The 14,095-nt window shown below is 32.5% G+C and carries 13 protein-coding genes; 4 read left to right on the plus strand and 9 right to left on the minus strand.

Annotated elements, in window-relative coordinates; genetic code table 11:
• Positions 1-97 precede the first annotated feature (97 nt).
• From Q0820_RS01665 to Q0820_RS01685, 5 genes are all read right to left on the minus strand, one after another.
• A complete protein-coding gene (locus tag Q0820_RS01665; protein ID WP_298484488.1) occupies positions 98-1,528 on the minus strand; it encodes a tagaturonate reductase in 1,431 nt (476 codons plus the stop codon).
• Positions 1,529-1,586: 58 nt separating this feature from the next.
• Entirely contained in the window at positions 1,587-3,239 is a 1,653-nt protein-coding gene (locus tag Q0820_RS01670; protein ID WP_298484490.1) for a UxaA family hydrolase, read from the minus strand.
• Between the two features lie 68 nt (positions 3,240-3,307).
• On the minus strand, positions 3,308-3,976 hold the full coding sequence (locus Q0820_RS01675; RefSeq protein WP_298484493.1) for a bifunctional 4-hydroxy-2-oxoglutarate aldolase/2-dehydro-3-deoxy-phosphogluconate aldolase: 669 nt from the start codon (positions 3,974-3,976) through the stop codon (positions 3,308-3,310).
• Positions 3,977-4,046: 70 nt separating this feature from the next.
• On the minus strand, positions 4,047-5,087 hold the full coding sequence (locus tag Q0820_RS01680) for a sugar kinase (protein ID WP_298484494.1): 1,041 nt from the start codon (positions 5,085-5,087) through the stop codon (positions 4,047-4,049).
• 54 nt (positions 5,088-5,141) lie between these two features.
• Positions 5,142-6,152, minus strand: a complete 1,011-nt coding sequence (locus Q0820_RS01685) for a zinc-binding alcohol dehydrogenase family protein (protein WP_298484496.1) — start codon at positions 6,150-6,152, stop codon at positions 5,142-5,144.
• Between the two features lie 175 nt (positions 6,153-6,327).
• Between Q0820_RS01685 and Q0820_RS01690 the strand changes: the two genes are divergently transcribed.
• Complete coding sequence (locus Q0820_RS01690; RefSeq protein ID WP_298484498.1) at positions 6,328-7,197, plus strand: AraC family transcriptional regulator; 870 nt, start codon at positions 6,328-6,330, stop codon at positions 7,195-7,197.
• A gap of 6 nt (positions 7,198-7,203) precedes the next feature.
• On the opposite strand, the gene Q0820_RS01695 is transcribed toward Q0820_RS01690, so the two are convergent.
• Genes Q0820_RS01695 through Q0820_RS01710 form a run of 4 tightly spaced genes read right to left on the minus strand, consistent with a single transcriptional unit; the run spans position 7,204 to position 11,006 of the window.
• On the minus strand, positions 7,204-8,499 hold the full coding sequence (locus tag Q0820_RS01695) for a TRAP transporter large permease (protein WP_298484499.1): 1,296 nt from the start codon (positions 8,497-8,499) through the stop codon (positions 7,204-7,206).
• A 1-nt stretch (position 8,500) separates the two neighbouring features.
• Positions 8,501-8,962 (minus strand): TRAP transporter small permease, encoded by a 462-nt coding sequence (locus Q0820_RS01700; RefSeq protein WP_298484502.1) that lies wholly within the window; start codon positions 8,960-8,962, stop codon positions 8,501-8,503.
• A gap of 1 nt (position 8,963) precedes the next feature.
• Entirely contained in the window at positions 8,964-9,947 is a 984-nt protein-coding gene (locus Q0820_RS01705) for a TRAP transporter substrate-binding protein (protein WP_298484504.1), read from the minus strand.
• Positions 9,948-9,977: 30 nt separating this feature from the next.
• Positions 9,978-11,006 carry a LacI family DNA-binding transcriptional regulator gene (locus tag Q0820_RS01710; RefSeq protein ID WP_298484505.1) on the minus strand — a complete coding sequence of 343 codons (1,029 nt, stop codon included), beginning with the start codon at positions 11,004-11,006 and terminating at the stop codon, positions 9,978-9,980.
• A gap of 125 nt (positions 11,007-11,131) precedes the next feature.
• On the opposite strand from Q0820_RS01710, the gene kduI reads away from it, so the two are divergent.
• Genes kduI through Q0820_RS01725 form a run of 3 tightly spaced genes read left to right on the plus strand, consistent with a single transcriptional unit; the run spans position 11,132 to position 13,945 of the window.
• A complete protein-coding gene (kduI, locus tag Q0820_RS01715; protein WP_298484507.1) occupies positions 11,132-11,971 on the plus strand; it encodes a 5-dehydro-4-deoxy-D-glucuronate isomerase in 840 nt (279 codons plus the stop codon).
• 2 nt (positions 11,972-11,973) lie between these two features.
• Positions 11,974-12,768, plus strand: a complete 795-nt coding sequence (locus Q0820_RS01720) for a gluconate 5-dehydrogenase (RefSeq protein ID WP_298484509.1) — start codon at positions 11,974-11,976, stop codon at positions 12,766-12,768.
• A gap of 10 nt (positions 12,769-12,778) precedes the next feature.
• Positions 12,779-13,945: a DUF4861 family protein gene (locus Q0820_RS01725; protein WP_298484511.1), complete on the plus strand. Its 1,167-nt coding sequence runs from the start codon at positions 12,779-12,781 to the stop codon at positions 13,943-13,945.
• The last annotated feature ends 150 nt before the right edge of the window (positions 13,946-14,095 follow it).

A 14,095-nucleotide genomic window follows, 5' to 3' on the forward strand; every position in this document is an offset into this window, starting at 1 on the left:
AGAAAAAACCTTAACATAAGCAAGATTAGCTCTGTTAAGGTTTTTGATTCTATTTTTTTTGGCTAAATTTTATTTGGCCAATACAATGAAAACAAAATTATAAATTTTCTAATGTTTTTCGCATTCCTTCCGTTATAATAGCATTTAAATGTGCTTGTACTTTTTCTTGTAAACCATTAATTTGAGTTAAATCTGTAGCCCAAAAATTTGTATTACTTAAAACGGCTTGCGTAATTTTTGCTATATCATTTGTTGCCCACTGCGTTTTAAAAAACTCTAATACTTTTTCATCATCTTTTAAAGTAATTTCTTCTCCGTTACGTTCCCCTTTATAAAAAGCAATCAATGCTGCTAAAGAAAATAACAATCTATTAGGCAATTCATTCTTACGTTTTACGTACTCTAAAACAGATGGCAATACTCTTGTCTTATATTTAGATACAGAGTTTAATGAAATACTCATTAACGCATGTTCTAAATAAGGGTTTCTAAAACGGTCTAAAACATCATTAGAGAATTGATTTAGCTCCTCTTCAGACAAATCTAAGGTTGGGCAAATTTCATTAAAAATAGCATCTTTTAAAAAGCCACCAACAACGGCATCTTCTAAAGATTCTCGAACTTTTTCTATTCCATATAAATAACCTACTGGTACTAAGCTAGTATGTGCTCCATTTAAAATACGAACTTTACGTGTTCTGTAGGGTTCCATGTCATCCGTAAAAACAACATTAAGGCCACAGGCTTCTGACGGAAACTCTTCTTTAACCTCTTTAGGACCTTCTATTACCCATAAGTGAAACTGCTCCCCTTCTACTACTAAATTATCTTTATACCCTAACTCTTTTGTAATAGCATCCATTTTATCTCTTGGATATCCTGGAACAATCCTATCTACTAAAGTATTACAGAAAATATTATCTTCATTAATCCAGTTTACAAACTCCTCTCCTAGTTTCCATTCTTTAGCGTATTGCAAAATAATTCTTTTTAAATTATCGCCATTACGATCTATTAACTCACATGGAATAACAATTAAACCTTTGTCTGAAGCTCCGCTAAATTCTTGAAATCTTTTATATAATAACGCAGTTAACTTTCCTGGAAAGCTCTTCTGTGGAGCATCTTCTAAAGTATCTTCTGCATTATACGCTATCCCTGCTTCTGTGGTATTAGAAATTACAAAACGTAAATATGGGTTTTTTGCATTTGCTAAATAACCCGCAAAATTATCATACGGATTAATAGCTCTTTGAATACAATCTATAATCTCGTGCTCACTAATTGCTTTCCCGTTTTTAATACCATTTAAATACAAAGTATATAATCCATCTTGATCGTTTAGCATTTTTACTAAACCTTGATCAATTGGCTGTACAACTACAACACCAGCATCAAAATTTGCTTTTTTGTTCATTTCATGAATCATCCAATTGGCAAAGGCTCTTAAAAAATTACCTTCTCCAAACTGCAAAATTCTTTCTGTATACGTATTTACATTTGCCGTACTTCTATTTAATGCATCCATGTATTTTAAGCTTTTCTCTATTAGTTTTAACCTCTAGCTTTAATAATTTGTTATTGTTTTATAGTGATACTCCTCTTTTCCAAGGAATAAAATCATTATTACCATGAACAACCGCCTTAGAAGCAGTTTCTCCACTTGCCACTCTAATAATATGGTCTAGTATTTTTTCTCCCATTGAGGCTATGGTATCTTCTCCAGTAATTACTGTCCCTGCATTAATGTCTATGATGTCATACATCTTTTCATACAAATGTGTATTACTAGACATTTTTAAAACAGGCGCTACTGGATTACCTGTTGGGGTACCTAACCCTGTAGTAAATACTACAACATTACAACCAGAACCTACCAAACCTGTTGTAGATTCCACATCATTACCTGGCGTACATAATAAATTTAAACCTGGCATGGTTACTTGTTCTGCATAATCTAAAACTTGAACAACAGGAGATGTTCCTCCTTTTTTTGCTGCTCCTGCAGATTTCATTGCATCGGTAATTAAACCATCTTTTATATTTCCTGGGGATGGATTATTTTCAAACCCAGAACCAACAGCTACTGCTGCTGCAGAATAAGCTCGCATTAAGTCGTAGAATTTTTTAGAATCTTCTTCAGTATTACATCTGTTTATTAACTCTTGCTCTACACCGTTTAATTCTGGAAATTCTGCCAATACAGGACTTCCTCCTAATGCTACTAGTAAATCTGATGCATACCCTAGTGCTGGGTTTGCAGATATTCCTGAAAAACCATCAGAACCACCGCATTCTAACCCTAAAACTAGTTTACTTAATGGTGCTGGTTGTCTTTCTATTTTATTAGCCTCTGTTAAACCAATAAAAGTATGTTTAACAGCTTCTTCTATTAATGCACGTTCGCTTTCGCTTTGTTGTTGCTCTAAATAATGTACTGGTTTCCCCATATTAGGGTCAATAGCATCTAAAGCATCTTGTAGCATACTAATTTGGGCATTTTGGCAACCTAAACTAAAAATAGTTGCTCCTGCTACATTGGGGTTTGCTATATACCCAGCTAAAAGCTGACATAAGACTTCTGAATCTTGGCGTATACCACCACAACCACCATCGTGTTTTAAAAACTTAATGCCATCTACATTAGGAAATAATCTATTTTTAGTTAATTCTTCCTTTGTAGTTATAATTGGGGTATTAAAAATTTCCTCACTAGTAGCTCCTGCTTTATACTTCTTTATTAAAGCATCTGTATCTACAGCAAAATCTTTTTTAGTTTCGTATCCTAATTTTTCTGAAAGCGCGCCTTCTAAAACATCTATATTTCTGTTTTCACAGAATGTTAATGGAATTACCAACCAATAGTTACTTGTACCTACCTTACCATCTTTTCTATGGTAGCCATTAAATGTTCTTCCTTTAAATTTAGAAGCATCTGGGGCTGTCCACGTAAATTTTTCTTTTGAGTCATTAAATTCTGCTGATGCATGTTTTACATTATCTATTGTAATTGCATAACCTGCCGGAATTGACTTAACTGCTTTACCAATTAATACACCGTACATGAATATTTCATCTCCTACTGCAAAATTGTTTAAAGCAAATTTGTGCTTTTGTTTGATGTTTTCTTTTAAAATAATTTCGGTACAATTTATTGTTGTTACAGTTCCTTTTTCTAAAGGGTTAATAGCAACAATAATGTTGTCTCTTGGATCTATTTGAACGTAATTCTTAGACATAGCTTTTATTTGTGTAATTATGAAAGTAAAAAGAGGAGATACTTTTTAACTATCTCCTCTTAAGAAAATTATTTTCTAATAGACTTAATAGTAGCTAAAGCTTTTTTAACATCTTGCTCTAATTTAGCATAGTCTTTATTTGCTATTATATCTTTACTAATAAGTTTAGACCCCATTCCAACACATGTTACACCTGCATCAAACCATCCTTTTAAGTTAGATTCTTCTGTACTAACTCCACCAGTTGGCATAACACTTGTCCACGGTTGTGGGCCTTTTATTGCGGATACAAATCCTGGTCCGTAAGTAGAGCCTGGAAATAATTTTACAATCTCGCAACCTAATTCTTCTGCTCTATTAATTTCTGTTAATGAGCCACAACCAGGAGACCATAAAACTTTTTTACGATTACAAGCAATAGCAATATCTTCTCTTAAAGAAGGTGTTACTATAAAATTTGCTCCCATTTGCATAAATAAAGATGCAGCTCCTGCATCTGTTATAGAACCAACTCCCATAATCATTCCTGGAAGCTCTTTTATTGCATATTTATTTAATTCATTAAAAACTTCATAAGCGAAATCTCCACGAGCAGTAAATTCCATTAATCTTGCGCCTCCATCATAACAAGCTTTTAATACTTTTTTTCCTAATTCTATATCAGGATTGTAAAATAAAGGAACCATCCCTGTTTCCTTCATTACATTAGCCACTTCTATTCTTGTGTATTGTGCCATATCTTTTTATATATAAATCCTTCCCAATTAAGAGAAGGATTTGTTATTTTATTATACTATAATTTAAAATTTATCTAGCAACACGACCAGATGCATCTCCGCCCATAAGCTTTTCAACCTCAGCTACAGTAACCAAGTTAGCATCCCCTTTAATAGTGTGTTTTAAACAAGATGCTGCAACAGCAAAATCAAGAGCATTTTGGTCATCTTCTGGGTACTTTAATAATCCGTAGATTAATCCTCCCATGAAAGAATCTCCACCACCTACTCTATCTACGATATCTGTGATTTGGTATTGACGTGTTTCATACATTTTAGAACCATCCCATAAAACACCTGCCCAAGTATTATGAGAAGCTGAGATAGACCCACGTAACGTTGTAATTACCTTTTTAGCTTTTGGGAATTTTTTCATCATTTGTTTACACACAGATAAGAATGCTTCTGCTTTAACATCATGACCATCTTTATGTACATCTAAACCTTCTGGGTGAATTCCAAAGTGCTTTTCAGCATCTTCTTCGTTTCCTAAGATAATATCACAATAAGATGTAAGTTCCGTCATAATAGCTTCTCTATCACCACCATAATTCCAAAGTTTAGCTCTGTAATTTAAATCGGTAGAAATAGTAATTCCTTTTGCACTAGCAGCTTTTACAGCTTCCAAACAAACATCTGCAGCTCCTTGCGAAATTGCAGGAGTAATTCCTGTCCAATGAAACCATTCTACACCTTCAAAAACAGCATCCCAATCTATCATTCCAGATTCAATTTCAGCTATAGCAGAATGTGCTCTATCGTAAACTACTTTACTACCTCTACTTACTGCTCCTGTTTCTAAGAAATAGATTCCTAAACGGTCTCCCCCATAAACTATTTTATCTACGCCTACTCCACGTTTGCGCATTTCCATCATTGCACACTCACCAATATCATTTTTTGGTAAACGAGTTACGAAATCTACAGGCACACCATAGTTTGCTAATGATACTGCAACATTAGACTCTCCACCACCATAAATAACATCAAAGTTATTTGCTTGAGAAAATCTTAAAAATCCTTGAGGTGCTAATCTTAGCATGATCTCTCCGAAGGTTACTACTTTTTTCATTTGATTTAAATTGATTAAAGTTTTAAAAAATATTTAGTTTTAATAATCGAGTTCTTAATTAAAATTTACTGTAGCTTTAATTACACCAGTAGCTGGATCTAACCAACTATCAAAATTTTGTATCATTTCAGATGCATCTACATTGTGTGTTATAAATGATTCTGTTGGAAATTCATTTAATACACTTATAACATGTTCAAAATCTTCTAATGTTGCATTTCTACTACACATAATAGTAGTTTCTTTTGCATGTATAGCAGGATGCGAAAAGGTAAGGTCTCCTTTAGATAAACCTACTAATACATATCTACCGCCATGTGACATATAATCTGGACCAGATTCTAATGCTCCTTTATGCCCTGTAGCATCATAAACTACAGTTGCCATATCTCCTCCTGTAATTTCTTCTATTTTAGACACAGTTTCTTTTCCTCCTAATACAATATGGTCTACACCAATTTTTTCTTTAGCATAATCCAAACGTTGTTGGTTCATATCTATTGCTATTACTTTTGCTCCTTTTATTTGAGCCAGCTTCATAATCCCGATGCCTATTGGCCCGCAACCTACAACTACTACTGTTTCACCATCTTGCAACATAGACCTTCTAATAGCATGTGCTCCAATTGCTAAAGGTTCTACAATAGCCATTTGGTCGTCACTTAAATTATTAGCAGGTATTAATAAATCTATAGGTACAGATATAACTTCTTGCATACCGCCATCTGTATGAACGCCTAGCACTTTAATATTTGGACAACAATTTGTTTTTCCATTTTTTGAGGCAAAACTATTTTTATCGCTTATATATGGCATTACAACAACATTGTCTCCTGCTTTTATACCCTGTTCATTATCCTCAATCTCTATAACTTGTGTAGCTAGTTCATGACCTAATATTCTAGGATAGCTAAAAAAAGCTTGATTACCTGCATATGCATGCAAATCTGTACCGCAAATACCAACCTTAGTTACTTTTAACAATGCCTCTCCTTTTTTCTTAGTTGGAGCTTCTTTTTCTTTTAATAAAAAAGTTCCTGGGGTTTCACAAACTATGTATTTCATATTTATTAGGTGCTTTTACTTAAAATTTGATAATATATGCAAATGTAAATTGTGAAATAAAGAATAGCTACCACAAATACGACCAATAGTGATACTATTTTTGCCTTAAATAGCAATTAACTTCTAATTTTGTTTTATATTGTTAAGATTAGCAGGTGCTACTTAAGTAAATACTATGAAATTACACCTTATAAGCAGAGATAACCTTGAAAATACCTCTTTCATGGTTACTAGACATAACGAGCCTTCTTTTTTAAAAGTTTGGCATTACCATCCGGAGTTAGAATTGGTTTTAACCTTAAAGAGTACTGGTACTAGGTTTGTTGGGGATAGTATTAAAAAATTTGAAGAAGGAGATCTTGTTTTAATTGGAAAGAACCTTCCACATATGTGGGTGAATGATGATTATTATTTTGAAGCAAATTCTGGCTTAATGGCCGAAGATATTGTTATCCATTTTAGAGAAGATTTTTTAGGGAAAGATTTTTTTGAAACCAAAGAAATGAGACCTATTGGAAAACTTTTAGAAAAAGCAAAATTTGGAATTAAATTCATAAATGTAAACTCTTCTATACCAAAAAAAATTGAAAACATTTCTTCATTAAATAGTTTTGAAAGAACTATAGAATTATTAAGTATTTTAAATAATCTGGCTTTACATAATAGTTATGAAGTACTATCTAGTGAAGGTTACATTAAAACTTTTAACAAAACAAAAAATGTAACTTTAGACAATACTTACGTATACATATTTGAAAATTTTAATAATCCCATTTCTTTAGAAGATGTTGCCAATGTTGCAAATATGAATCCTTCTGCATTTAGCAGGTATTTTAAACGTATTAATAGAAAAACCTTTTCCAGATATTTAAATGAAGTTCGCATAGGCTATGCATGTAACCAACTTATAGAACAAAGAGGAAATATAGCAAGTATTTGTTATGAATCTGGCTTTAATAACATTTCCAATTTTAACCGACAATTTAAAAACATCACAAGCAAAACACCTTCAGAATATCTAAAACATTTTACAGATACTAATTAGCTTTTCCTATAAATTAAACAAACCTGGCAACCACAAACTTAGTTCTGGAAAATACGTTACTAAAAATAATGCTATTATCATAGCAACAAAAAGAGGCAATAGTGGTTTTACGACCTTTTCTATGGTTGTCTGTGCTACACCAACGCCGACAAATAAGACCGAGCCTACTGGTGGCGTACACAAGCCTATACATAGATTTAGAATCATTATTATTCCAAAATGTACTGGATCTAACCCTAATTTAGTAACCACAGGTAAAAATATTGGTGTAAAAATTAATACCGCTGGCGTCATATCCATAAAAATACCTACAACTAACAATAGTAAGTTTATGATAAGAAGTATCATAATTTTATTATCACTTAGCCCTAATAATCCTGTACTAATATCTTGTGGAATATTCTCATAAGAAAGCGCCCAAGACATACTCATAGAAGCTCCAATTAACAACATAACTATTGCGGTTGTGGCAGAAGAATCTAATAAAATTTGAGGCAAACTTTTAAAGGATATTTCTTTATATACAAATCCAAGAATTAAACTATACAAAACTGCTATTGCAGAAGCCTCTGTTGCTGTAAAAATACCAGTAACAATACCCCCAATAACAACTACTAGCATGAACAAACTTGGTAAAGCTGTTATAAAAGTTTTAAAAACTTCTTTAAGAGTACTTCTTTTTCCTACTTTATATTTTTTCTTCTTTGCCCAAAATGATGCAACTATCATTAAAAACATACCTGTAAGTATCCCTGGAATATAACCTGCTAAAAATAAAGCTGCAATGGAGGCACCTCCACTTGCTAATGAATATACAATTAACACATTACTAGGAGGAATAATTAACCCAGTAGTAGCTGAAGTTATATTTACTGCTGCTCCAAATTCTTTGGAATATCCTTCTTTTTCCATCTCTGGTCCTAAAATACTACCCATTGCAGAAGCAGATGCCATTGCAGAGCCCGCAATAGCTCCCATTAGCATTGCCGAAATAACATTAATTAAAGCCAACCCTCCTGGTAAAGCCCCTACTATTGTTTTTGCAAAAGCAATTAATCTATGTGCTATGCCTCCTTTATTCATTAACTCTCCAGAGAGAACAAAAAATGGTATTGCAAGCAGTGCAAAACTATCTAAACCAGTACCTATACGTTGTGCTACTGTAGTAAAAGCAGGCATTGCAGGGATACTTACTAGCATTGTTAATAAAGAGGAAATAGTTATACTCCATGCTACTGGTGTACCAATAGCCAACAAACCAACAAAGCTAATTACTAGAACGAGAATTGGAAAATACTCCATATTACTTATTTTTTAAGATATCAGAAATTTTATAATAGATAATTAATATGCCACTTATTGGCAAAACCATATAAACAGCTGCTAATGGCATTTGTAATGCAGGAGAATATTGTTGTAAAACATACGTAATATAAACTAACCTTGAGCCGCCAATTACTAATGCAAAAAGGGAAAAAAGGATAATTAAAATTTTTACAATAAGCTTTAATTTTTTTTGTGTTTTTTCAGATAGTTTAGATGGCAAAACATCTATAGCTACATGTTTATTTTTACCAGATACATATGCCGCCCCTAAAACACCAACCCATATCATAAGGTATCTTGCCAATTCATCTGTAAAAGAACTAGGCGAACCAAGAAAATATCTACTAAACACTTGCCATAAAACATTTATAACCATAATACTCATTATTAGTATTAAGATTTTCCCTAATATTTTATCTACCCTATCTCTTAGTTCCATATTATTTTACTGCTTGTATATCTTTAATTAATGAATACATAGTTTCATCTTCCTTATATTGATCAAATATGTCTTTTGTCTTTTCTAAAAACAATGTTTTATCTGGTCTTATAATTTTTACTCCAGCTTCTTGCACCGCATCTAGAGCTTCTTTTTCTGCTTCCATCCATAGTTTTCTTTGGTAAATAATAGAATTATTTACCGCTTCTTTTAACCAAATTCTTTCTTGTTCATTCAATTTCTCCCATAAATGAGTTCCTGCAATAAGAACATCTGGTAAAACGGTATGCTCATCTAAACTATAAAACTTACAAACCTCATAATGTCTAGACAAATAAAAACTAGGAGGGTTATTTTCTGCACCATCAACAACACCTTGCTGTAATGAGGTATATAGTTCTCCCCAAGAAATAGGGGTTGGCGAACCACCTAACTTATTCACCATATCCATAGCAGTAACACTTTCCATTACTCTAATTTTTAATCCTTTAAGATCCTCTGGTGTATTAACTGGGTTGCTTTTAGTATAAAAACTACGACTACCAGCATCATAATAGCCCAATCCTTTTAGCCAATATTGCTCTCCATCATTCAATAATTTTTGCCCTATTGGGCCATCTAAAACCTTAAAAGAATGCTCTCTATCTCGGAATAAAAAAGGAAGTCCTAACACCTTCATTTTTGGAGCAAAATTTTCTAAAACCCCAACAGAAACCTTGGTCATATCTAAGCTTCCAATTTGTAGCAACTCTAAACATTGCCTTTCTGTTCCTAATTGTTGACTAGGGTAAATTTCTAAGGCCATTTTTCCACCAGATAATTCTTTTAAATCTTCACCCATTTTAACCATAGCAATATGTACAGAGTGTCCAACATCTAAACCATGTGCTAATTTTAAAGTTCTTTTTGAAGATATTTCAGAACAGCCATTTAGTATAAAAATAACAGCTAATAAAGGCAGCATTCTAATGGTTTTAATTTTCATATATTAATGTTGTATTGGTATTTTATAAACTTACTTCTTTTTTTTCTTAGATGACTCTCTAATTAATAAGGATGGCTTTACAATTATAGTTTTAGATTCTCTTTCTAACGGTTTAATTTGAAGTTGTTCAAATAATAAATTTGCAGATAACTCTCCCATTTTTCCTCCAGACTGATCAATTGTACTTAATGGCGGATCCATAACTGCTGAAGTGGGACCATTACTAAAACCAACCATTGCTATATCTTTTGGAATATTTATACCTTTCTGTTTTAAATATTGCATAGCACCTATTGCCGCTACATCATTTGCAGAAAAAATTCCATCTATACTTTCTGGTAGTCTTAAAACTTTTTCCGCTAATGTGATTCCGTCTTCTTGCATTAAATGAGAATTAAGCACTAAATTTTCTCTAAAAGGAATTTCATGTTTTTCTAATGCTGCTTTATATCCCTTTAATCTATTTCTATAAACATTTAGATTCTTAGGCCCTGAAAAATGTACTATATTTATACATCCCTCTTCAATTAAATGATTAGTTGCTTCAAAAGCTCCTGCAAAATCATCTAACAAAACATTATTACGATCTGGTATATCACAATGTCTATCAAAAATCACAATTGGTGTTCCATTTTTTTTTAGTCCATCTAAATGATTATAATTAAGAGTTTCCATGGAAACAGACATTATAATACCATCTACCCTATTTGCTGCTAAAGTGTTAATCAAGTTTTCTTCCCTTTCTAACTGTTCTAAAGATTGGCAAATAATTACATTATACCCTTTCTCAAAAGCTGTTTTTTCTATTCCTGAAATAGCGGAAGAAAAAAAGTATCTAGATATTCTTGGAACAATTACACCTATTGTATTTGTCTTATTTCTTCTAAGATTAGATGCTAATAAATTTCTTTGATACCCTAACTCATTTGCCTTATCTATTATTTTCTTTTTTGTCTTTAAAGAAACCCTATTACTATTGTTCAATGCTCTAGAAACCGTAGAGCTATCTATACCTAGAGCTTTGGCAATATCATGTATAGTTATTAAGTTATTTTCCATAGCCCAAAAATACGAACTTCGAATATAGGATAAATATACAAAAAATACAATCGATTGTACTAGTTCATTATTTTTTATTAGGTTTGTATTTTAATTACATATTTAAAACACCACATAGTATACTTATGGAAACTATTTATGAAACAAGATACGCCTCTAGCCCTGAGGCAGTAAAAAAATATAATACCAAAGAATTAAGAGAAGAGTTTTTGGTAGACAACCTAATGCAATTAGGTAAAATAAACCTAACATATTCTCATTACGATCGCTACATAGCGGGTTCTGCAGTACCCCAAAAACCTCTAAAACTGGAAGCCATTGACCCTTTAAAAGCAGGTTTCTTTTTAGATAGAAGAGAATTAGGAATTATTAATGTTGGAGGAAATGGCTCTGTAGAGGTAGACGGAGAAACATACCAATTAGGCCTTAAAGATGCTTTATACATTGGCATGGGAATAAAGTCTGTTATTTTTAAGAGTGACGACCAAAAAAATCCTGCTAAGTTTTATTTAAACTCGGCTCCTGCACACACCAATTACCCAACTACAAAAGTTAGTTTAAAAGATGCCAATAAATTAGAATTAGGTTCTTTAGAGACTGCAAATCACAGAACAGTTAACCAAATGATTATTGGCGGTGTTGTAACTTCTTGCCAACTACAAATGGGAATGACAGAACTTAAAACTGGAAGTGTTTGGAACACTATGCCAGCACATGTTCACGACCGTAGAATGGAAGTTTATTTTTATTTAGATATTCCAGAAGAACAAGCAGTTTGTCATTTTATGGGGCAACCACAAGAAACAAGACATATTTGGATGCAAAACCACCAAGCAGTAATTTCTCCGCCATGGTCTATTCATTGCGGATCCGGAACTTCAAACTATACATTTATTTGGGGTATGGCTGGTGAAAATTTAGATTATACAGATATGGATGTTGCTAAAATTACAGAATTAAGATAACTATGAGTATTTCACTATTTAATTTAGAAGGAAAAATAGCTTTAGTCACTGGTAGCACGCATGGTTTAGGAATGGCAATGGCCAAAGGCCTTGGAAAAGCAGGAGCTACTATTATTGTTAACGGAAACTCTTCACAACAAAAAATTGATGCTGCAGTAGCATATTATAAAAAGGAAAGTATTAACGCTATTGGCTATAAATTTAATGTTACTGATGAAAACGCAGTAATTAAAGCTATACAAACTATTGAAAAAGAAGTTGGAGCAATAGATATTTTAGTAAATAATGCAGGGATAATAAAGCGCACTCCTTTAGAAGATATGGAAGTGGCAGATTTTAAACAAGTTATAGATGTAGATTTAGTAAGCCCTTTTATTGTCTCTAAACACGTAGTAAAAGGCATGATTACCAGAAAAGAAGGAAAAATTATTAATATATGCTCTATGATGAGCGAATTAGGAAGAAATACTGTTGGTGCTTATGCTGCTGCCAAAGGAGGTTTAAAAATGCTTACTCAAAATATGGCTACGGAGTGGGCAAAACACAACATACAAGTAAATGGTATTGGTCCTGGTTATTTTGCAACTTCCCAAACAGAACCTATACGAGTAGACGGGCACCCTTTTAATGATTTTATTGTTAACAGAACGCCCGCTGCAAAATGGGGAGACCCAGATGATTTAGCTGGAGCGGCAATATTTTTAAGCTCCCAAGCAAGTGATTTTGTAAATGGCCATGTAGTGTATGTAGATGGCGGCATACTTGCTACAATAGGCAAGCCAAATAACGAGGAATAAAAAAACAGATATGAATATTCAAAAGACCTTTACAATTTTTGCTAGTATAATAGTATTGTTTTCTTGTAACTCAAAAAAAGAAGATGCTATATTTATTGTTAAAAACTCACTTAATGTAGAAAGGTCTTTTGAAACCGTATCTATAGACAAAAAATTCTATAAAAAAGAAATCTCAGACAATGTTGGTATTAAAGATGTAACTACTGGTAAAATTATAACCTCTCAATTAGTAGACAATAATGGAGATGGTATTAAAGATGAAATAATTTTTCAACCCAAAATAGCTGCAAACTCAAAAAAAGAATATCAAATAGTATATCTTAAAGAAATTCCAAAAAAAGAAGTAATATGCTACTCCCGCTTTGTTCCTGAAAGAACAGATGACTACACATGGGAAAACAATAAAGTTGCTTTTAGAATATTTGGCCCAACAGCTCAAAAAATGAAAGAAGATGGCGTACCAGGAGGAACTTTATCTAGTGGTGTAGATGCTTGGCTAAAAAAAGTAGATTACCCAATTATTAATAAATGGTATCATAAAGAATTACAAACTAATGGTAGTTACCATGAAGATAATGGCGAAGGTTTAGATAATTTTCACGTAGGAGTTAGCCGAGGTGTTGGTGGTACTGCCATAAAAAAAGACACAACCTTTTTCTACTCTAAAAATTATACTAAATGGAAAACCATAACTACCGGACCTATTAGAACTAGTTTTTATGTGGAATATGCGGATTGGGATGCAGCAGGAAATACAATTAAAGAATCTAAAATTATAAGTCTAGATTTTGGTAATTATTTTTCTAAATTCAATTGTACTATAAAAGGTGCTAATAGTATTTCTGCAGGTTTAACACTTCATGAAAAAGACGGAAAAGTTACCTCTAATACTGAGGAAGGGTGGACTAGCTATTGGCAACCACATGGAGATTCTGAGCTAGGAACGGCAATTATAGTCCCTGAAAATTATATTTCTTCATTTGAAAAATATGACACCCCTATCGTAGATTTAAGTAATGCTTATGCCAACCTAAAGGTAATGAACCAACAAGTAACTTATTTTTCAGGTTTTGGTTGGAAAGAAAGAGGCGAATTTAATTCCCAACAAGAATGGGAGGAATATGTAAGTAGCTTTTCAAAAAAAACAAACTCTCCTATGACCTTAGAATGGCGTTAAACCATCTACAAAGTATAATCATTTGTTATACACTCTAAGCCATTTAATATAGAGCTTAAAAACAATTCTAAATACATTTGGTAATTAGGAGTACTAATTACCAAATATGTACAAAGGTTTTTTTATATTATATAAATTATTAACCTATGT

Source organism: uncultured Maribacter sp. (assembly GCF_947495965.1).
Lineage (GTDB): Bacteria > Bacteroidota > Bacteroidia > Flavobacteriales > Flavobacteriaceae > Maribacter_B.